Consider the following 22145-nt stretch of genomic DNA (forward strand, 5'->3'; position numbering starts at 1 on the left):
TTTATGAAAAGCCTGATTAAGAACCGGATAACCCGATTCTCAAATCAGGCTTTTCTTCTTTTATTGTTCAAAACAGGAGGTCACAATTTGAAGCCATTATATGATGTAATTATAGTAGGCGGCGGACCGGCCGGATTAAGTGCTGCCATCTATCTGGGAAGGGCAAAATACCGGGTGCTCGTCATAGAAAAGGAAAAAATCGGCGGACAGATAACCATTACCTCAGATGTAGTAAATTATCCAGGAATTCTCCAGACCAGCGGGGAAGAACTGACGGAACAGATGAAAAAACAGGCATTGCATTTTGGCGCAGAGTTTTTAATCGGAACTGTAGATAATCTGAATTTTTCTAAGGATATTAAGGTTGTGAGTACAGACCGCGGGTCATTTACAGCTTTCGGGGTCGTTTTGGCAACAGGTGCCAGTCCACGTAAAATTGGATTCATCGGCGAAGAAGAATATACGGGGAAAGGTGTTGCCTATTGCGCCACCTGTGATGGTGAATTTTTCACCGGACTGCCTGTCTTCGTGATAGGCGGTGGATTTGCAGCTGCAGAAGAGGCCGTTTTTCTCACAAAATATGCCAAAAAGGTCACTGTCATTGTCCGTGAGGAGTATTTCACCTGTGCCGAAAGCATCGCCCAGGATGTCATGGAAAACGAGCAGATAGAAGTCTTCTTCCAGACAGAATTGCTGGAGGTGTCTGGTGAACATAATCTGCAAAAAGCCCTTTTCCGCGATAATGCTGCGGGAACAACTTACGAATATATCGCGGAGACTAGAGATGGTTTTGGAGTTTTTGTTTTTGCCGGATATGTACCGGCCTCTTCTCTCTTTGCAGGAAAAGTGGATCTGACTGAGACCGGCTATCTCATCACGGATAAAAACCAGAAGACGAGTGTATCTGGTGTATATGGTGCCGGCGATATTTGTCTTAAGGATTTAAGACAGGTAGTCACAGCTGTCTCTGATGGTGCAACAGCCGCCACCTCTCTGGAGAAATATATCACTGCATTATGCAAAAAATTGCATTTGGACAGAGTCGGTATTGAAAATCTTCCGATAGATAAGGAGCCCTCAAAAAAGGTTTCAAAAAATTCAAGCCAGAAACCCGAAGCAGTTTCTACCGATACATTTATTGACAGTGCCATGAAGGATCAACTGATCCCGATTTTTAACAAATTTGAAAGGTCTCTTCTTCTGAAAGGCTACGTGGATAATACATCTATCTCTTCAGAGGTGGAAAGTTTCCTTAAGGAATTGGCTGAGATAACTCCTAAGATTCAATATAAAATCATTAAAAAAGACCAGGATACTGCTGCTTTTGAACATCACGATGTAGCATATCCCTCCATCGCTTTATATGATGAGCAGGAACAGTATCTGGGCGTACAATTCCATGGAGTACCCGGCGGGCACGAATTTAATTCCTTTATTGTAACGCTTTATAATGCTGCCGGACCCGGACAGCCTGTTGACCCTGATTTATTGGCTGGAATTAAAGCTTTAAATCATCCTATCCATATTAAGGCTGTGGTATCACTCTCCTGCACCATGTGTCCCGAAGTAGTCATGTCGGCATCCCGGATTGCACTGGAAAATGACAAGGTTAAATTGGATATCTTTGATATGGCTCATTTTCCCGAAATTCGGGACAAATATCAGATAAAGAGCGTACCTTGCATGATTTTTAACGATAAAGACGTACACTTCGGAAAAAAGAATATCGCTCAGATGTTGGAGCTGCTTCAATCATAACTATATCTCAATTGATGATCGTCCCGATATATTGTTCTTTATGAAAGAATGACATATTGGGACTTTTCTATGCATTTTATTGGTGTTATGATATAAGTTGAACTATTTGTACAAGCAAGAATTAAACAGAAAGGATTGATCTTTTGAATAAAGATGATATTGCTATTGTTTTTAAAAGCCTGAACATGGCACATGTAAAAACGCTATTGAAAAGCTTTCTCGTAGGAGCTCTGTCCGGAATTGTGATTACTTTTTACCGGTTGATACTGACGAAAGCAGAACTTTTCGCATCCGCATTTTATGTTTATATCCGAATGCACCTTTATCTGATACCATTCGCATTTATCCTTCTGGCTGCTGCCGGATTTTTTATTGGTCTTCTTAAGGGAAAATATCATATGATTGGCGGAAGTGGTATCCCACAGGTAAAGGGACTGATTATGGGATATTTTAAGCAAAACTGGTTTGGAACACTCCTTGCCAAATTTATCGGTGGCACAGTTTCTGTCTGTGCCGGTCTTTCTCTTGGAAGAGAAGGTCCGTCCATCCAGTTAGGTGCATGTGTTGCGCAAGGGGTAGGAAACAAACTCTCTGGTTCTCCCACAGAAAAAAAGATTCTGATTGCCAGTGGAGCAAGCGCCGGTCTTGCAGCAGCATTTAACGCTCCTTTAGCAGGTACAATGTTTGTTTTGGAAGAAATCTTCAAATACTACTCTCCCATTATACTTCTTTCTACCATGATGTCTGCCATGGTAGCAGATTTTATCTCCAAAATTATATTTGGATTGGATTCGGTTTTCAATTTTGAGATTACTGACCGGTTCCCCCTTCAGGAATATTGGATTCTGATTCTCATTGGTATTGTGATGGGATTGTTTGGCGTGTTCTATAACTTCTTTCTAAAGAAAATACAGGCATTTTATTCCCGGATAAACTTCTTTGATGGAAAGGGAAAGCTTGTACTTCCATTCCTGGCAGCGGGCGTGCTTGGTCTGGTGTTTCCCATCGTACTGGGGGGAGGTCACAGTATCATGGCATTGCTATCGCCGAAATCTGCTGTATCATTTCTGGTTCTTGTGTTGACGATAAAGTTTCTTTTCTCCATGTTCAGCTTTGGGTCCGGTGCACCCGGCGGAATCTTTTTTCCTTTGCTTGTCATGGGTGCTCTGGCCGGAGCCATATTGGGGAACCTATCCATAAACCTTTTAAGTATTGACCGGAATCTGTTTCAAAATTTCCTGGTATTGTCCATGGTTGGGCTTTTCACCTCAATTGTAAGAGCTCCTATCACCGGAATTGTCCTGCTGTTGGAGATGACCGGCTCGTTCAGTAACCTCCTTTCTATGTTCGTTGTTGCTGTAACATCCTATCTTGTTGCCGAGGTTCTGAAAAGTCTGCCTATCTACGATTATTTATTGGAGAATATGCTGCAGGATAAAACGATCGAAACATATGAAGAAGGCACTGACGATGAGGTACTGATTAAACTCATAGTACACCATGGTTCCCATGGTGCAGGTAAATACGTGAAGGATATCCACCTTCCGAAAGGTTGTCTGCTGATAGGCATCAAAAGAGGCAAGAGAGATCTTATTCCAAATGGAGATACCTTAATCTTGCCGAATGATACTTTAATTTTACTGGTGCATGCATATGCTGAGGCAGATATCCGACAGCAAATGGAGGAAATGATGGAACGTTATTAAAACAAAATTTCATTTAAATTAATCGTTTTATAACTCATTTGAATATTTTAAAAATATCTCTTTTCTTATCATTTTCTTTATGTTATAATACGGGTACCCAGGGAGCAGAGTGCAAAAACGGAGGATGAGAAAATATGTCAGATACCGAAATGATTCTAAAGGCTATAGCCGAACTTAGCGACAAGGTTTCATCACATGACAAGAGATTTGATTTAATCGATCAGCGCTTTGATTTAGTCGATCAGCGCTTTGAGGCAATCGACCAGCGCTTTGAGGCAATCGACCAGCGCTTTGAGGCAATCGACCAGCGCTTTGATTTAGTCGATCAGCGCTTTGATTTAGTCGATCAGCGCTTTGAGGCAATCGACCAGCGCTTTGAGGCAATCGACCAGCGCTTTGAGGCAATCGACCAGCGCTTTGAGGCAATCGACCAGCGCTTTGAGGCAATCGACCAGCGCTTTGAGGCAATCGACAGCAGACTTGATTCAATGGACAGCAGGTTTGATTCGATGGATAACAGACTTGATTCAATGGACATCAGACTTGATTCGATGGATAACAGGCTTGATTCAATGGACAGCAGGTTCGATTCGATGGATAACAGAGTCTCATCCATCGAATCAAATCTCACCAAAAAAATTGATCACATTCAGCTGACCCTTGATAATGTTACCAATAGGAATATTCAAATTATTGCCGAAGGGCATTTGAACCTGAGCAGGCGTTTGGACGAAGTATTGAAAGTGGAATCGGAAAGAGAAATGCTTCATCTTCGCGTTAACATCATGGGACAAGAACTAAAGGATTTAAAGGAAAAAGTAGATTCCATAGCCTAGTTTAGACGACATTAAATAACTTGAAAGGTATTTATGATCGGCTATACTAGTCCTCTGTAAGGTGGCATCATAATATCGGGGAGATTTCACTTTTATCAGAATCTGATTTTCAGGAAGCACCCGGAGGTCAATGTTACCTCCGGGTGCTTCTTTTACATATTTTTAATATTCCATTATCTTCTTTTTCCATTTCAATCCTGTTTCCGTAGCCGCCAGGCCGCCCATCGATGTTTCTTTTATTGCAGACGGCATGGAGATGCCAATCTGATACATGGCGCTAATCACTTCATCCCATGGGATTCTGCTCTCTACACCTGCAAGCGCCATCTCAGCTGCCGTAAGGGCATTGGATGCTCCTGCTGCATTTCTCTTTACACAAGGGACTTCTACCAGTCCCGCAACAGGATCACAAGACAGACCAAGCATATTTTTCAATGCAATTGCCATGGCATGAGCTGCCTGGCGTGGCGTCCCTCCTGCCATCTCTGTGATTGCAGCTGCCGCCATAGCGCTGGCTGATCCCACCTCGGCCTGACATCCTCCGGCAGCACCCGAAATGCTAGCATTATTGGCAATCACAAAGCCGAATGCTCCCGCTGTAAACAGGTGGTTAATGACGACCTCATCCGAAAAGCCGAGTCTTTCCTGAATGGCCAGCATCACTCCAGGCAAAACACCGCAGGAGCCTGCTGTCGGAGTGGCACAGATCACTCCCATAGAGGCGTTGACTTCATTCGTCGCTACTGCATAGCAGAGAGCACTCAAAAACGTCTCATCCGTCAAAGTTTTACCACGCTTCCTATATTCATAAAGCTTCTTTGCATCCATTCCCGTCATGCCGGATTTGGAAACAACGCCCTTTATCCCTTACGGACGCCTTCTTTCATGACCTGAAAATCTTTTCTCATAATTTCCAGAATCTCTTCCTTTGATTTTTCAGATTCCTCTATCTCCTGGTCAATCATAATTTCATATATCTTTTTATCCGATTCCTCTGCCTGTGCGACCAGTTCCGCAATATTTCTGAACATTTTTCATACCTCTTTATTCCTGCAAATCAAACATTCAGAACTATGATTTTCTGAACATTCTTACCTTTTGAAATTTCCTCAAGTACCTCGTCATTCACCTTCTGGTCCGTCTCTATCACCATCAATGCCATATTGCCTTTTTCCAGTCTGGAAACCTCCATATGCCCAATATTAATTCTGTGTTCCGTCAGAATGGTTGCAACGGTTGCAACGGTTCCATAAGCATCTTTATGCAGGATAAGAAGTGCAGGACTTTCTCCGGTCAGCTTCAGCGCAAAGCCGTTTAACTCTGTAATCTGAATGGCGCCGCCTCCCACAGAAACACCAATAAGTTCCATGGAATCATCCCCTGCTTTCAAATTCAATTTCACTGTATTGGGATAGTCTACCAAGGCTTCCTCGACAAAGAATGTGAGCTTTATCCCTTTCTCAGCTGCAATAGCTATGGAGTTTTTCACCCTGGCATCATCCGTCGAAAATCCAAGAAGACCTCCAACTACTGCCACATCCGTTGCATGTCCTTTATATGTTTTCGCAAATGATCCATAAAAATGAATTTCCGCTTCTTTGGGTTCTTTCCCAAAAATCTGTCTGGCCACCTCACCAATCCGGACAGCACCTGCTGTATGAGAACTGGAGGGTCCTACCATAACAGGACCAATAATATCAAAAACACTTCTGTATTTCATAAACCCTCCTTAGGAGCCACTTGTTCGGCGCACCTGCAATAATTATACTATACTTAGTATAATTAAATCTACTTATTTTATCCAAATAAAAAGAGTCCGGCCCGTGCAGACTTACCTGCAAAAGGATGGACTCTTTTTTTATTGAATTGCCTGTGCTCTGCTGCAAAATTCATCCAGCGTTATTTCATCTGTCACATACTTTTGAAACAGAGTTCCCATCTCTTCGATATCCTCCATCGGCCTGGAAGATAAGGGTCTGGCCTTCAGTTTCAGTTCCTTAACATAGCTTCTCCATACATCCATGTCCGGAATATCCAGATCTTCATTTTCGATAATATCCAGCCTGGCGGGAAGATGTTTCATGGCTTTTGCATAGGCAATGCTTCCCTCTTTTCCTGCCGCATAGGCCAGAAACTTCTCCGCTGCTTCTTTATGCACAGATGCCTTGTTCAACACATACTGCCAGGTGGCCACGTTTGTGGCATTCACACTAAATAATGGTAGTGGAATTACATGAATCTTGTCCTCATTATAGACTCCGGCTTTCGCAAAAGTCTTCATAACTCCACTATACATAAATATGGCTGCGTATTTACCATCTATAAATTTCTGCTCCATCTGTTCATACTGATCCAGTAGAACGTCCTCGGGTATCTCTCCGTTCTCTATCATGTCATGGAGAAACTGGAGTGCCTGCCTGGTGCCAGCGTCTGACCAGTCCCCATAACTTCCGCCGAACATATTGATAAACTGGGAAATCTCATTATACACATAGGTAGTCTCCCAGGAACCTCCGTATCCGTAAACACCGGGTTCATAATTCGCTTCTAAGAGCTGCTCAAATTCTTTCTGATTACGTACGTTCTCTACTCCTGCACTTTTCAGAATCTCGTCATTAACCCAGAGCACCATCATATCCATAGCAAACGGTACAGAATAAATCTGTCCGTCCACCATGGATATTTCCCGTATATAATTTTGGGGATAGCAATTTAAAACATGCTCAGGCATCACATTACTGCCCAACGGCTCCAGATAGCCTTTATGTTTAAATTCGCTGATCATTTCATCATTGACAGAAATAATGTCAACACTGGAATCCCCGGAGGACAGTATAGTGGATATCTTTGCCTGCCGATTATAGGGATTCGCAGGGGGAAGAATCAGATTGATTTTAATCTGCAGTTTTTCTTCTGCATCCTTTATAAACTGCCGGAACTCTGCTTTATCAGCATGAATATGCAGCAAGGTAATTTCATCCTGGTATTCCTTTTTTAATTTCTGCTGCGGCTGAACTTCCTTTTTGCCGCACCCCGTCAGGAGTAAACTGATACCTAATAAAATCCCCAATAATTTCTTTTTCACGACTCACCCCTTTATCTGGGCCATCTGTCTTCTTTCTCAGGAAGCGGTGGAAAAGCCTGATGTGGCAATGACTGATACCAATAAGCAACACTTGCAACATCATCCTGGCGTTCAAAAAGTCCTCTGTACCCCACACCGATCTGCTGAATTGTTACCTTAAGTTCTTCTTCAAAGCAGATGGGATCCTGTATATGCCAGCGATAAAATCCACGCATCGGCATACAGTCATCATTATGATACAGGTTATGGATTGTTTCATCATGACTGGAATAATAAGGATATCCAAGATACGGCGTGCAGTAGTTCTGCTCCACTGTCTTTCCATCCACCTGCTTTGCAAAGCTCCAGGAGCCTCCAAAATAATCTTCTGTTCCCGTGCCGCATATTGTTGGATATTCTTCATCTCCATCCAGATAAAACTTCACTTCACCTTCGCCCCACCAATAGCGTTCCAAAGTTGTCAGTGCCATATATGTGCCTACATAGTGACCTTTTCCCTTGACCTGATCCAAAATCACATAATCCTTCTGCAGCTCGGTAAGTTTTTTCCTTCTCCACTGTGCATGGAAGTAAGTGATATCCTCCGGAAGTTCCTCATGCAGGGCATAATCAACCTGATAAAAAAATGCAGGAATAGCATTTGCATGCTGATTCTCCAGAGTAATCCGGGCTTTCTTCCGAAAAGGCATCTGAAAATAGCTGTTCAGTCCACGGCTTGGTACTACCACAATTGGGAGAGAGTTCACGTCACACTCTCTGCCAAAGCCACAGCAGAAGAAGTCACCTAAAGGACTCTCTACAGAAGGTTCTTCTTCGTCATCCCAATACATACGGATTACCAGATCACGCAAAACAAAACAATCTGCCTCTGTGGTCTTATCTGTTACTGTAATCCAGATATGATTGATAACGCCCGGTCCTTCCATCTCAGCCAGTGTCACCGTCTCCCCACTTTGGATATCCTTAAGGCAGGGGCTCCCTTTTCTGGATGGTCCCAGATGGCTGGCGGCCATTCCGCCTCTTCCTTTTTCGCCTCTTGGATTTTCTGCATTGATTGATCTGCTCTTTACATGTTTTGCCATGGGCAGAGAGCTTAAGCTTCCTCCATATAAATCATACATAACTTTCACCTTGCCTTTCAAATAAAATGATGTAAGGGTCAAAAAGCCTTTTGACCCTATGATACTACGGATTGCTCCGCACTTTGGCCCTGGTATCATAAAGTAATTAGGCCTTGACACCACCTGCCATGATACCATCCATAATCTGCTTTTCAAAAACGGCTACGAAGATAATAATGGGTAATAGAATAATCCATCCCATAGCACTTACCAGATCCCACGGCACACCATACATGTTATCCCGCAGAGGAAGCTGGACAATTGCAACCGAAAGCACCTGTATTCCATTTGAATAGTACAATGGTGTAAAGAAGTTATTCAGACAGGTGATAAAATTAATAATACACACGGTTGCAATTGCCGGCTTCATCAAGGGCAGCACTACCTGAAATAACCTTTGCGTGAAGGTAGCGCCATCAATGGAAGCGGCTTCTTCCAGAGAGATTGGTATTTCTCCGGCAAAGTTTCTTAAAATCAAAACTGTAAACGGTATTACAGCGCTGATGTAAAGAATGATTAATCCGGGGTAAGTATCGTATAAGCCTACTTTCTGCATAAATTCATATAATGGTCTTGCAGTGACCACCTCAGGAATCAGCATCGTTGCAATTATAAAGGCAAACGCAATTGAAATCCCCTTTGATTGAAATCTGGAAAATGCATAGGCAGCCATGGAGCATATGACAGTACTTATGAGCAGCGTAATACCTACAATAAGTATTGTATTTCCTATTTTAGCAAAAAGCCCGACATTTTCAATAAGAAATTTATAACTATCCAGGGTTGGGTTGTCCGGTAAATAATCGATGGGCATTTTAAATAATTCTCCCGGAGGTGTAATAGAGGATATAAAAATCCAGTACACGGGAAAAAGTATCAGAAATGCTACCACTGCAAAGAGAATCCACCTCCCGGCAGTCACACAGCCTCTATAAACCCTGTATTTTTTCGAGTCATTCATCCCAGGTTTCCCTCCTAACTTTCTATTTTGTTCATAACCCTTATGTTAAACCAGCTGAACAATGCCATGACAGCGAACAGCATAACCGCCAGAGTAGACGCATAGCCGACATTTAAGTTCGTAAAAGCCTCCATGGTGATACGGTAAGCTATCAGCGACGTATCTTCTCCAGGCCCGCCTGAGGTCATCGCATACACCAGGTCAAAAGTAGTCAGCCTCCACAAAGTAAATGGAATACACAATGTAATTACATTCTTTGTAATAAGCGGCAGTGTAATCCGAAAGAAGCTCTGTACTCCATTTGCTCCGTCCACCTTTGCCGCTTCATAGATGTCACCGGATATAAACTGAAGTCCGGACAATACCAGTATGGCAAAGAAAGGAAGGTCTTTCCAGAGATCCATAATGATTACGGCAGCTCTTGCTGAACCGGTATTAATCAGCCAGTTAAATTGGAAATCTGATACAAAACGCCGAATCAGGTCATTTATCAGCCCATAGTCATTATTAAATCCCCATTTCGCAGCCATGCCCACTACAACAGCAGGCATTGCCCATGGAATCAGGACAATTGTCCGAAGGAAGCGGCGTCCCTTGAATTTCATATTCAGAATCAGTGCCAGGCAGACACCCAGAACGATATGAAATACCATGGAAACCACCACGAAAAGCAGGGTAAAGCTTATGGATGTGATAATCTTCTGATCTTTAAATACATTTACATAATTGCTTAATCCCACAAATTCATGAACACCGGACAAAACCTTGATATCAAATAAACTGTTTTTAAAAGTTGCAAAAATAGGATATAGTGTAGTGAATCCGCGAATCAATACAACCGGAAGAATCAGAATCCAGGGAATCCATTTCATGGATTTTTTGCTTATAGTCACGAAAACGCCTCCTTTTTTAATAAGATACGACACCGCAGGAAATGATTTACTGCGGTGTCGTATGATCATTTGCTGTACTTGTCCACCATTTCCTGTGCCTTCGTGCAGAACTCATCCACCGTAATCTCATCTTTCATACAGGATTGGAAGATTGTTCCTATGTCTGAGATAAATTCCATAGTCTGAGGAAGCATCGGACGTCCCTTTACATTGCATTCTGCTGCATATCTGCTGTACATCTCCTTTGCAGGATCTGTATCCGGAACTATTTTTTCTGCCACATCAGCACGTGCCGGATAGCGGTCAAAGGCTTTATAGGATGCCTCCATTCCGCCTTCATCTGCCATGTACTTTAGGAATTTAAGTGCGGCATCTTTATTCTTAGAAGATTTACTGAGTACATAACTCCAGGAATCTGTAAAGATGGCTCTCTCACCTTTTCCGCTGAAATCTGGTACCATTGCCATGTGAACCTTATCCGCTCCCAGCATACCTGCCTTCTCATAATCGGTTCCGAGTCCCCACATAAACCAGCTTCCATACTTTCCATCATTTATCTTAGGATTCATCTGCTCATACTTGTCTGCAATCTGGTCGATTGGAGTGTTTCCATCCGCAACCATATCATGCAGGAACTGGATTGCTTCCTTGTTCGCCGGGTTTGTCCAGTCAAAATAATCCCCTCCGAACATATTAACAAACTGTGCGATTTCATTAAAGGAATATGTCTTTTCCCAGGAACCCCCATATCCATACCTTCCGTTACCTGAAACAGCCTTCATATATTTCATGAAGTCTTCTTTTGTATCAATGGTTGTGATGCCAACCTCATCCATGATCTGCTGATTCACCCAGAATGCCAGATAGCCGGAATATCCCGGAACACCTACTATATTTCCGCTTTTATCCGTAATCATATCCTCCAGATACCCTTGAGGGAATTGTCCCCGGATATCCTCTGTCATAACTGTGTCATTTAATCCTTCCAGCCATCCGGAATTCTTAAAAGAGGCACTCATCTCATCATTGATTTCGATTACATCCACGCTGGTATCACCTGTGGACAGCACTGTCGTAATTTTCTGCTGACGGGTATCGGAATCTGTGGGCGCTGCGATCACATGAATCTTTAATCCTGTGGCATCCTCCACATTCTTCAGCCACTCGTCGAAATCCGGGTCTGTGGTGTTGATGCTATAAAGGGTCATATCATAATCGCCTTTTGCACTCCCTCCTCCGCTTGATGCATTATCCTTTGATCCTCCGCCGCATCCGGCCAGTAATCCGGCAGCCATAACTGCACTAAGCATTACACTGACAATTTTCTTCTTCATCTGTCTTCCTTTCCGGCAATATGGTAATTGCCATTCCCCTGTTTCCTTGTTTTGATTAGAGTAACAAATTTTTATTTTTTACAAAATACAATATATTTCGATTCATTTATATTATTTTTATCCCCGTTGAAATAAATTATTCCTATGGATATAATTATGATACCAGGGTCAAAAGATTCTGCGTTTCATGCTGGCATGAAAAAGCACGGCTTTAGGATTGTGGAAGCACTTTTGTGCGGAGCAATCCGTGGTATCATAGAGACAAAATCTCTTTTGAGGAAAGGCACTAAATTATGAAAAAAAGAATAGAGAACATAAAAATCATATGCTCACAGTTTCAGACAAAATTAATGCTGGCATTTTTCCTGTGCACACTGCTTCCTCTTGCTGTTATCGCATGTATTTTTTATCATATAACCTATCGGATTGCGGCGGATAAAATCATGAGCTCTACGATTTTGGCCGATGATCAGCTGAATATGCAGTTCAACGAGCGAATTGGACAGGCAGAAAATGTAGCCGATTCCATTCAATATGACATGTATTCCCTCACCCGGACAGGGGAAAGTATTACAGAAGCCCTGTCTGTTTTTAATAATGCGAGAAATGATGTGTCCTTATTTAAAACTACTTTTGATTTTTATCATATCTATGTTTTTCTGCCTGATACAAAATTGGGGGCAAAAGAAGGCTTATATTTCTTACCCCTTTCCGAAATATCGCAATTTGGGCTGCCCGGGAACTGGCAGGAGAATCCCGGAACAGACTCTATCTGGTTTTATCAGACAGACGTAGAGCTCCCCTTTATCCTGTCGGAAGCGTATTCCACCAAAGACCTTATTACATGCTGCAGGATTCTCCATAATCAGGCAAATAACAGCCTGGAATATGGTTATTTTATATTTTTAAACCCGGATGAATTTTCCGGCTCACTTTCCAATGCATTTTCCGGCACGGCCATCACCAGTTACCTGGTATCAGAGACAGGGCAGATTTTAGCCCATACAGATTCTACCCTCTCCGGTACGCATCTGCCGGAAGATAAAATGTCGCTTTTAGAGGCTCAAGGAAGTATAAGGTTTGAATCAGATGGGATTAATTACCACGCGGTTCAACTGAATAACGGATGGTACCATATTACGGAAATTCCCGAAAATTATATAAAAGAAAACACCCGTATTTTACTGCGGACAATTATAGTTACCCTGGTTATCGCTCTTCCGCTCACCATACTTACAATTATTACGATGTCCGGAAATCTGACCCGAAGATTACGGAAGCTTTCCCTTGCGATGAAGGATTTCAGTTTAAGTAATCCATTGGATCTGTCCTCCTATGATTTGCTTCCTTCTTCCAAAAACCAAACTTCTTATGACGAGATTGATAAATTAATTATAACCTTTGATAAGATGCAGACTTCCATTAACCAAAACATGCATTCCATCCTGGAACTGTCACTCTCAGAGGAAAAGCTGAGATACCAACTTTTACAGTCCCAGATTAACCCACACTTCCTGTATAATATCCTGGGCTCCATAAAAACCTGCCAGACAATTGGAAGGCTGGATACTGCCAATCAGATGATTACGGATCTGACTCAATTTTACAGGCTTACACTTAGAAAAACCGGGGATCTGATTTCTATAAGAGATGAACTGGAAATAGCCCGTCTTTATCTGGAAATGGAAAAGCTTTGTCACGATGACACACTTACCTGGGAAATCCATGCGGAGGATGGGATTGAAAACTACAGGATGTGCCGCTTTACACTGCAGCCTTTTTTGGAAAACAGCATCCTGCACGGTATCTCCCGGATAACTCCCAGGGTACATCTCAAGCTGTTTGTCTGTTATGGTGAAGATACGGTCATCATTACCATCCAAGATGACGGGATAGGAATCTCACCCCGGCAATTGGATGAGCTGCGAACGGTTCTGGAAGAAAAAACCGTAGATTATGACAAGCATTTTGGAATCGGGAACGTCAACCGGAGAATATCCAGCCCTTCTTTCGGACATGGTTCCATTCAGATTGAAAGCCGGGTCGGTGAAGGCACAAAAATCACCATTATTTTTGCTCAAATGGAGGAAGAAAACGCATGAAAAAAGTCATGATTGTAGACGACAATTTCATTTCAACAGAAGGAATTGCCAAAAACATTGACTGGAAAAGCATGGATGCTGAAATCATACACATAGAAAACAGCGGGAATGCCGCTATAGCATCCATGAAACAGACTCCCGTAGACTTGATTATATCTGATATAGAGATGCCCGATCTGGACGGCATCTCTATGAGCAGTCTGGCACTTTCCATCAACCCTCAGGTCAAAATCATATTAATCAGTGCCTATGATAAATTTGAATATGCCAGACGTGCAATCCGTCTGGGTGTCTGTGATTATATAGAAAAACCTCTGGACTACACATATCTGGCCCAAAAGGTGGAAAACGCACTTCATACGATCGACAGAGAACGCCATAATCTGGAGCTTATCAGCCAGAGCCGTCCTCTTATGACAGAAAAATTCTTTATAGACCTTTTACATTACACCGGAAAAGAGGCTCAGATTTATCTTGGGAAATACCCGGTATATCTCAACCTGAATCTGGATTATGACTATTTCAACACGATAAAGATTGAGATAAAAAATGCACTTGACATGGAGGAGGAGCTTGGAATTACTCAATATCAGATGGAGCTGCTCCGTATCATGGACTTGCTCCGTGAAAAATACGGGATTTTTGATCAGCTGTACTTTGTAAAAGAATTTAATGGGATTATCTGTATTCTGGCCCAGAATACAAACAGCCCCAATCACTTTCTCCAATCCACCCACAAAGTGATAGCATCTTTGCTTGAGGAATATCCCGATAATCTCTTAAAGCTGAATGTGGGAATCGGCAGTATCGTAAAGAGTATCTGGGACTTGCACATCTCATATGAGAATGCAGCTCATGCTTTGAAATACCACTTTTTCTTCCCTCACAAGAACATATTTGACGCAAAGGAGGCACTTGGACAGGAATTCAGCCTGCTCTCTTTTTCCGATTCGAGTGAAGAAGAATTTATCCGGCTGCTTTGTAAGAAGGATCTTCCGTCCATAGAAAACTGGCTTCAGGTCTTTTTCCTGGAACAAACGCAAAGATATCCCGCAAAAAACATAATGTTTATCCGAATATATTCTCTGCTTGGAAGAATTTTAAGGTTTTTATATGAGTTGAACATTGACACCTCCGATCTGGAGGCAGAAATCATCTCTGTATACAACCAGTTTGATTATTTTCAGACTTATGAACAATTCTACGAATGGATGAACCGATTATGTATCCATGTCTGTGACAAGCTGGATACTTCGCTGCAGACCTATCACAATCAGGTGTGCGAACTGGCCTATAACTTTATACTTGACAATTTTGAGGACAATACACTCAGTCTGGGCGATATAGCACAACATGTAAATGTAAGCCCCGCTTATTTGAGTTCTCTGTATAAGAAGGTCCGGGGTAAAAGTATCGGTGATACGATTACCTCACATCGTGTTGAAAAGGCCTGTAAATATCTTATCAGTTCAAATCTATCCTTAAAGGAGATCAGTGTCCGGTGCGGCTATGCCAACCAGTACTACTTCAGTAACAGTTTCAAGAAGAAGCTGGGAATATCGCCTTCTGCATACAGAGAACAGCACGGCGGAGACTGACAGAACAGTTTCCGCGTAGTTATCTGTATTGCTTTTTTTGCAAAGTATAGATTGATTTATCCATATTAAAAACATACCCGGCTGCGCAGACAAAAAAGAAATATGGTATATAGTCATATCCAAATACTTCACCGCCAATAAATACCGGTGCAAAGAAAGTATTGGTAGCGCTTCCAAACATACTCACATATCCAAGTGCAGCCGCTACTTCAACCGGCAGATGAAATATTCCTGCCAGCACAACCCCGAGACTTGCACCGATGGCAAAGAGAGGTGTCACTTCACCACCCTGAAATCCGGCTGACAAAGTGATCACAGTAAACAGAAATTTCAGCAGCCAGTCATAGGGGAAAACCTGCCCTCCCTGAAAGCTGTTCCCGATCAGATTTGTCCCCAGACCCGAATATCTTCCTTTATGCGCCAGAAGTAATAAAATACTTAAAATTACTCCGGTGGCTGCTATCCGAAGCAGCGGATTCTTCATCTTTTGCGAAAGAAACGATTTTGTCCATTTCAATATCCATGAAAAAGCTCCTCCCAGCATACCGAAAATCATACCCAGTACAATCAGCTTTAATATCATACCTGCACGAAAATCAAGTTTTGCGGTCAGGGCAAATGTGAACTTCTCCAGTCCCAGCAGCTTAGAAACCGTACTTGCTGTAAAGGCTGCGGTAACAGCCGGCAGCAATGCCTGATACTCCAATCTTCCCGCGACAAGTACTTCCATGGAAAAAAACACAGCTGCAATCGGTGTCTCAAACAGACCTGCAAAGCCCGCTGCCATACCGGTTACCAGAAAAATATTTGATTTGTTCTTTACAGGCAGCCTGCTGCCCACCCAATGGGAAAAGGCCGCCCCTATCTGTACCGCTACCCCCTCTCTTCCGGCACTTCCTCCGAACAGGTGGGTCAGCCATGTACCTGATATAATAAAAGGAATAAGCCGAAAGGGAATTACTTCCTCATCACCATGTCCCACGGCAAATATAAGATTCATGCCTCCACTGCTTTTGCCTCCGAACTTCCTATTACAAAAGACAATTATAATGCCCGCCAAGGCCAGAAATGGAAGCAGATAAAGCGGATACTGATTTCTGAAATCCGTTATTTTTAACAATATCCTGCCAAATACCGTATCTATCAGACCCACAACAGCTCCTATGGGGATTCCTATAATCCCTATGATTATCAAACCCTTGTACGTATCATATACTTTGCGAATTCTTCTTTTCATTCTTCCTTAAATGCTGATGGTTTACCCATGTACGCACCCTCATGCTCCAACAGTTTCTTTTTATTAGAAAGTCCACCGGCGTATCCTGTCAGACTTCCATCAGAACCCACCACACGGTGGCAGGGAATTATAATGGAAATTGGATTGTGTCCGACAGCACCGCCCACCGCCTGTGCAGACATACTCTTTTTATTCATCCGGGCTGCCATCTTCTTTGCAATTTCACCATAGGTAGTAATCTCACCATAAGGTATCTCACATAAGATATTCCATACAGCTTTACGGAAATCACTTCCGATTGGTGCCAGCGGCAAATCAGATATAGCCGGCTTCCCGCCTGCAAAATATCGGTCTAACCAATTTCGGGAATCCTTTAATACGGGTAAGTTGTCCTTTTCAGCTGTCTCCTCTCCCAGGTTATCTGCAAAATACTTTTGACCTTCCATCCATACCCCAACAAGGTGATCTCCATCACCTGCAAGCATAAGGGGCCCAAGCGGTGATTGATAATGCGTTGTAAAATACATCTTTCCTCCTTATTCCACTTCCGCGTTTTCATATGCTTCATCAGAAACAAGATACATCTGACGGCAAAGCTTTCTCCCTGCCTTGGTTTTGAATATTTTATTATAGACTGTCTGCATGGTTGCTTTATCACTTTGATTTTCGTATAAATTCACCAGAAAATCAGCCTCCACCAATATCTGATAATCCATTCCCTCCATGTTTGTGTATGTATGATGATGCGCTACCAGATAGCTTACACGTTCAACGATATCCTTCTCATATCCCGCTTTCTGCAAAAGCCTTTCCGCGTAAGGAGGTCCTTCCTGTTCCTGAAGCTTCCCATTGCAGGTTCCATGTTTTTCCATGGAAACCTTGATTCCTATATCGTGTACAATTGCTCCTGCCTCTAAAATCTCCATTAATCGAGGGGATATATTTTCCATACTGCCAATTAACTTTGCAAAATTATAGACTTTCAGAAAATGATGAACCAGTTCAGGTTCACCTGCATCAAATTGAATCATTTCCAAAATCAAATTCTCTGTTTTTTCCATGTACCGCTCCTCCTCCCATATTCTTTCGCTGTTAATAATTATCCATTATTCTACCATTCCCTATACGAAATAACAATATTTATTTATAATCATTCCTTCTATTGGTAAAACCCCCCTATTCCCTGAAACAGCAGTTTGGATATCAGGAGTGCCAGTTCTTCCGGTTCATCCACACACCCCTTATTCAGCCATATTTTCATAATACTGATAATCCCGGATATCTCAAATATCTGCAAATATTCATATGCGCTTCCCTCTAAGCGCTCTTCCTCTGCAATTTCCTCCATGGTCTTTTCATTTGCCAGAGACTCCAGACCCTTTTGAAAGTTGCTGCTGTTGCTCTCACTTAAGAGAACCCGAAACAAAGAACGGTTATTTTTTGCAAAGTCAAGTACCTGTACCAGTGTAGGAACCGCAACTTTATTTTTTTCTATGATAAAGTGCTTATTCATAATATACGTCTGAATATGGGATAAAGTCTCCTTTTGTATCTGATTCAATAAATCATAGGGATTCAGGTAGTGGGCATAGAAGGTACTTCTGTTGATATCAGCAGATTCACAGATCATCTTTACCGTTACTTTTGAAATCGGATAGTCCTGCATCAATTCTAAAAAGCTCTCCTTTATCATTCGCCTGGTCATCTGCACTCTGCGGTCTCCCTTTTTTACCATCATTCGCAAATTCCTCCCTCACCGTGTTCTTGAAGATAGATAGGCAACAGATACCCTGTCTGTGTTGTATTACTGCCATATCTATATAATTTATTGGTTGCGTTCTTTACTATGAATTAGTATAATTTATTCTATCGCAAAAAACAACAGTCTGTATGATTATTATACATGTGTTGTAAATCTAAAATAAATTTAACATGGTGATATAATTGAAGAAATCGTATAATAAAGACATCTGGTGTTCTATAAAAAAAAGTAAAAAAAGATTTTTGTCTCTCCTGACCATTACCGTATTAGGGGTCACTGTCCTGACCGGAATCTATGCTGCCTGCCAGGACTTATATTACTCTGCCGACCGTTTCTATGATGAACAGAATTTATATGATATCCGTATCTTGTCCACACTGGGCCTGACACAGGAGGATGTGGACGCACTGGCGGACATAAGCAGTGTTGAAAAGGTGGAGGGCTCCTATAGTGAGACCGTCTATACGGATGTAAAGGATATTCAGGCCACAGCTGCAGTGACGACCCTTAGTCCAAAGAAACTCAATCTTCCTTATACATCCGCCGGTACATTACCCACCAATTCGGGAGAGGTTGCAGTAACTCAGCGGTATCTGGATGATACGAAAAAAAAGTTGGGTGATACCTTGTACATCGAAGAGAAAAAAAAGGATTCTTCAGAAAATGACCTGGAGGACGATGAGGAAACGCCTTCTTTTTCCACTGACACTTATAAGATAACTGCTGTTGTTGTGGATCCTATGGATATCAGCAATAACGAAGCCACAGCCTTCCGTTCCTCCGCTTCTGTAACAGATTATGCCTTTTATATTACGCCTTCGGATGTGAACAGCGGCATCTATACCAGTGTCTATCTTTCGATCGCTGGCTTAAAGCCACTGGACAGTTATTCAGAGGAATATCGCAGGGAAGTGGATCGTGTTTCCCAAAACATAGAGTCCAAAATTAAAGAGCAGCGGGAAAAGGCGCGCTATAACAGTATTACCCGGGAATCCAGGGATGAGATTGCGGAAAAAGAAGCCGAGATGAATCAAAAATTCTCAGATGCCGAGCAGGAATTTACGGACGGACGTAAGAAAATTGAAGATGCAAAAGAAGAATTAACAGCCGGAGAAGATGAACTTGCAGAAAAAGAAGCAGAAGCATCAAAGAAAATCGCAGATGCACGCAAGGAAATAAAAGATAACAAAGCACAGTTAAATGCCTCTGAAAAGGAATTGGCAGATGGAGAAGCTGCTTTGAAAAAGGCGGAGCAAGAATTAGAGACCCAATCTGCAGCATTAGAAGAAAGTAAAAAGACTCTGGCTCAAAAACGTTTGGAAACCGAAGCACAGTTGCATGCGGCAGAACAGACCCTGAAGGATCAGCAGGTACCGCTCGATCAATCTCAGTCCGTGTTGGCGGGCAGTATTTCAGAATTGCAACAGGCTCTGGGAGAACGTTGGCCCGCGAAAGAATGGAACACGCTGGTAGATGCCTCATGTACAAAGGCCTTGGCGCAGATGAAGAGCAGCCCTGATCAATCGGTTTCACCGGAAGCAATCGCGGCAGAAACAGCTGCTGAGCAACAAGCCCTGGCCATCGCAATCATGCAGACATCCGCAGCAAACCCGGAAGAGCTTAGTCAGAGGAGCATCCAGGCTGCAATCAATTTGGGAATTTTAAATGCCTCCCGGCAGTTACTTGAGACAGGGAAAAATGAATTTCAGTCAAAGAAGGCTGATGCATTGGCTCAGCTGGCAGATGCTGAGAGCCAGCTTTCCTCCGGTGAAGCCAAACTGGAAGCCGGCAGAAAGCAGCTGGAAGATTCACGTTCGGAAATAGAAAGTGGAAAAGCAAAAATTTCCGCCGGAAGAAAACAGCTCTCAGAAGGAGAAGCAAAATTAAATAAAGAGGAGGCGAATGCCAAAGCAGAGATTGCATCTGCGCGAAAGAAGCTGAGCGACGGCAGGCAGGAACTCCAGGATAATGAAGCAAACCTGTCTGAAAATGAGGAAACCTATCAAAAGGAAAAGACAGAGGCCGAACAAAAAATAAAGGATGCCTACGACAAGTTAGATGACCTGGAGATGACAACCTGGTTCATTCAGGATCGTACCGACCTCGCCAGCTATACAAGTCTGGAAAGCGATTTGTCTTCCATTGAATCCATTGGAAAAGCATTTCCGGTATTGTTTTTGATTGTGGCATTTCTCACCAGTCTCACGACCATGACCCGGATGATTGAAGAAGAGCGGGGGCTAATCGGTGCTTATAAGGCTTTGGGATACTCAAGCGGTGCTATTTACAAAAAATATCTGGTCTATGCAGTTTCGGCCTGTATTCTGGGGGGACTTATCGGTGATTTATTTGGTTTTATAGCACTGCCCAAGATTATACTTGTGATACTCCAAAGTCTCTATGTTCTGCCGAATGTATATTTGAGATTTGACTGGCTCTATGGAATCGGCGGAATCGGATTATTCCTGATTGGTATTGCGGGTGCCACAATACTTGCATGCAAAAATGAACTGCGGCAGATGCCCGCATCACTTATGCGTCCTAAGTCCCCCGCAAAGGGAACCAGGGTCTTGCTTGAAAGAATTCCATTTATCTGGAATCGCTTAAGATTCTTGAATAAAGTCACTGTCCGTAATCTGTTTCGTTATAAGAAGCGGTTCTTCATGACTATCTTTGGAATTATGGGCTGTACAGCCCTGGTTCTTGCCGGATTTGCAATCAAGGATTCTGTAACCGACCTGCTGCCAAAGCAATATTCCAAAATCTATCAGTATGATCTGATGACTGTTGTTAATCCCGAAGATAATGGAGCTTTCCTGGATTTGGTGAAAGAGGATAAGAATATAGCAGACTATCTGAACCTGCTGATAGACAGCATGAATGTATATAATGAAAAGGGGCATTCTGAAAGCGCACAGGTAATGATAATTCCCGGAAAAGATTCTCTGGAAGGCTACATTAATACTGAAAATACGCAAGGGAAGAGAACACCTGTTGATGCTTCAGGCATTTACCTTACACGAAATGCTGCCGAACTGCTGGGCGTAAAGAAAGGCGATACCGTGTCTTTACAAAACAGTGCGCTTAAACAAGGGGAATTCAAAGTAGCGGATATTATGGAGAATTATCTGGGTAATAATGTCTTTATAAATAAAGATTTATATCAATCTGTTTTTAGCGGTTATGAACCAAATGCCATCCTGGCTCATCTTACCGCGGAGTGTAAGGACCCTGTATCCTACGCCGAAGATCTTCTGAGTAATGATATGGTACTGTCATCTGTCAGTAAACAGGGGTTAAAAGATTCTTTCTCCGACAATTTCCAGCTGATCAATGCAGTCGTTTATATTCTCATCATACTTGCCGCCGGGCTCGCCTTCGTGGTACTGTTCACTCTGTCCAATACAAATATCTCAGAACGTATGAGAGAACTGGCCACTACAAAAGTCCTGGGTTTTTATGACAAAGAGGTACATTCCTACGTGAATAAAGAAACCCTGATATTAACCATAATCGGAATTGTTGTCGGACTGCCTTTGGGGCGTTTTCTCAGTGGTCTGCTCACAGGTGCACTGAAAATGCCTTCCATCTATTTTGCAACACACGTAAATCCGGTCAGCTATCTATATGCTGTAGTGATATCGTTTTTCTTCGCTCTAATGGTCAACCTTATGACCAACCGGACACTCGATCATATCGACATGATTGATGCCCTGAAAAGTGTGGAATAAGTAAATAAACACCTCCACTGC

18 protein-coding genes are annotated in these 22145 nt (G+C 42.6%); 6 read left to right on the forward strand and 12 right to left on the reverse strand.

Translation table 11 applies throughout. From position 1 onward, the window contains the following. Positions 1 to 87 precede the first annotated feature (87 nt). From KNL20_RS14260 to KNL20_RS14270, 3 genes are all read left to right on the forward strand, one after another. A complete protein-coding gene (locus KNL20_RS14260) occupies positions 88 to 1758 on the forward strand; it encodes an FAD-dependent oxidoreductase (protein WP_230398395.1) in 1671 nt (556 codons plus the stop codon). Between the two features lie 143 nt (positions 1759 to 1901). Beyond that, positions 1902 to 3464 carry a ClC family H(+)/Cl(-) exchange transporter gene (locus KNL20_RS14265; protein WP_230398396.1) on the forward strand — a complete coding sequence of 521 codons (1563 nt, stop codon included), beginning with the start codon at positions 1902 to 1904 and terminating at the stop codon, positions 3462 to 3464. 134 nt (positions 3465 to 3598) lie between these two features. Continuing rightward, entirely contained in the window at positions 3599 to 4300 is a 702-nt protein-coding gene (locus tag KNL20_RS14270) for a hypothetical protein (protein WP_230398397.1), read from the forward strand. Positions 4301 to 4462: 162 nt separating this feature from the next. Here the strand turns inward: KNL20_RS14270 and sdaAA are convergent, their stop codons facing one another. The 8 genes from sdaAA to KNL20_RS14305 all read right to left on the reverse strand — a co-directional run bounded on the left by sdaAA (position 4463) and on the right by KNL20_RS14305 (position 11694). Then, positions 4463 to 5128, reverse strand: a complete 666-nt coding sequence (sdaAA, locus tag KNL20_RS14275; protein WP_268966518.1) for an L-serine ammonia-lyase, iron-sulfur-dependent, subunit alpha — start codon at positions 5126 to 5128, stop codon at positions 4463 to 4465. A gap of 32 nt (positions 5129 to 5160) precedes the next feature. Continuing rightward, the gene (locus KNL20_RS15920) at positions 5161 to 5331 is read right to left on the reverse strand and encodes a hypothetical protein (RefSeq protein WP_268966519.1); all 171 of its coding nucleotides are present in this window, start codon (positions 5329 to 5331) and stop codon (positions 5161 to 5163) included. A 26-nt stretch (positions 5332 to 5357) separates the two neighbouring features. After that, entirely contained in the window at positions 5358 to 6020 is a 663-nt protein-coding gene (gene sdaAB, locus KNL20_RS14280) for an L-serine ammonia-lyase, iron-sulfur-dependent subunit beta (RefSeq protein ID WP_230398398.1), read from the reverse strand. 138 nt (positions 6021 to 6158) lie between these two features. Next, positions 6159 to 7385 (reverse strand): ABC transporter substrate-binding protein, encoded by a 1227-nt coding sequence (locus KNL20_RS14285; RefSeq protein WP_230398399.1) that lies wholly within the window; start codon positions 7383 to 7385, stop codon positions 6159 to 6161. An 11-nt stretch (positions 7386 to 7396) separates the two neighbouring features. After that, positions 7397 to 8506 (reverse strand): glycoside hydrolase family 172 protein, encoded by a 1110-nt coding sequence (locus KNL20_RS14290; RefSeq protein ID WP_230398400.1) that lies wholly within the window; start codon positions 8504 to 8506, stop codon positions 7397 to 7399. 106 nt (positions 8507 to 8612) lie between these two features. After that, on the reverse strand, positions 8613 to 9467 hold the full coding sequence (locus KNL20_RS14295) for a carbohydrate ABC transporter permease (RefSeq protein ID WP_230398401.1): 855 nt from the start codon (positions 9465 to 9467) through the stop codon (positions 8613 to 8615). A 14-nt stretch (positions 9468 to 9481) separates the two neighbouring features. Beyond that, positions 9482 to 10339 (reverse strand): carbohydrate ABC transporter permease, encoded by an 858-nt coding sequence (locus KNL20_RS14300; RefSeq protein WP_230400126.1) that lies wholly within the window; start codon positions 10337 to 10339, stop codon positions 9482 to 9484. An 86-nt stretch (positions 10340 to 10425) separates the two neighbouring features. Then, positions 10426 to 11694: an ABC transporter substrate-binding protein gene (locus tag KNL20_RS14305; RefSeq protein ID WP_230398402.1), complete on the reverse strand. Its 1269-nt coding sequence runs from the start codon at positions 11692 to 11694 to the stop codon at positions 10426 to 10428. Positions 11695 to 11987: 293 nt separating this feature from the next. On the opposite strand from KNL20_RS14305, the gene KNL20_RS14310 reads away from it, so the two are divergent. Both KNL20_RS14310 and KNL20_RS14315 read left to right on the forward strand, forming a co-directional pair. After that, on the forward strand, positions 11988 to 13796 hold the full coding sequence (locus KNL20_RS14310; protein ID WP_230398403.1) for a sensor histidine kinase: 1809 nt from the start codon (positions 11988 to 11990) through the stop codon (positions 13794 to 13796). Further along, positions 13793 to 15394: a helix-turn-helix domain-containing protein gene (locus tag KNL20_RS14315; protein ID WP_230398404.1), complete on the forward strand. Its 1602-nt coding sequence runs from the start codon at positions 13793 to 13795 to the stop codon at positions 15392 to 15394. The genes KNL20_RS14310 and KNL20_RS14315 overlap by 4 nt, the downstream gene beginning before the upstream one ends. A gap of 19 nt (positions 15395 to 15413) precedes the next feature. Here KNL20_RS14315 and KNL20_RS14320 read toward each other — a convergent pair whose 3' ends face one another. From KNL20_RS14320 to KNL20_RS14335, 4 genes are all read right to left on the reverse strand, one after another. Next, positions 15414 to 16631: a chloride channel protein gene (locus KNL20_RS14320; RefSeq protein ID WP_230398405.1), complete on the reverse strand. Its 1218-nt coding sequence runs from the start codon at positions 16629 to 16631 to the stop codon at positions 15414 to 15416. After that, the gene (locus tag KNL20_RS14325) at positions 16628 to 17158 is read right to left on the reverse strand and encodes a methylated-DNA--[protein]-cysteine S-methyltransferase (RefSeq protein WP_230398406.1); all 531 of its coding nucleotides are present in this window, start codon (positions 17156 to 17158) and stop codon (positions 16628 to 16630) included. The genes KNL20_RS14320 and KNL20_RS14325 overlap by 4 nt, the downstream gene beginning before the upstream one ends. Positions 17159 to 17167: 9 nt before the next feature. Further along, on the reverse strand, positions 17168 to 17692 hold the full coding sequence (locus KNL20_RS14330; RefSeq protein WP_230398407.1) for an HD domain-containing protein: 525 nt from the start codon (positions 17690 to 17692) through the stop codon (positions 17168 to 17170). Between the two features lie 98 nt (positions 17693 to 17790). Next, the gene (locus tag KNL20_RS14335; RefSeq protein WP_230398408.1) at positions 17791 to 18369 is read right to left on the reverse strand and encodes a TetR/AcrR family transcriptional regulator; all 579 of its coding nucleotides are present in this window, start codon (positions 18367 to 18369) and stop codon (positions 17791 to 17793) included. Between the two features lie 206 nt (positions 18370 to 18575). Between KNL20_RS14335 and KNL20_RS14340 the strand changes: the two genes are divergently transcribed. Continuing rightward, a complete protein-coding gene (locus tag KNL20_RS14340) occupies positions 18576 to 22124 on the forward strand; it encodes an FtsX-like permease family protein (RefSeq protein WP_230398409.1) in 3549 nt (1182 codons plus the stop codon). The last annotated feature ends 21 nt before the right edge of the window (positions 22125 to 22145 follow it).

The organism is Novisyntrophococcus fermenticellae (genome assembly GCF_018866245.1).
Taxonomy (GTDB): domain Bacteria; phylum Bacillota; class Clostridia; order Lachnospirales; family Lachnospiraceae; genus Novisyntrophococcus; species Novisyntrophococcus fermenticellae.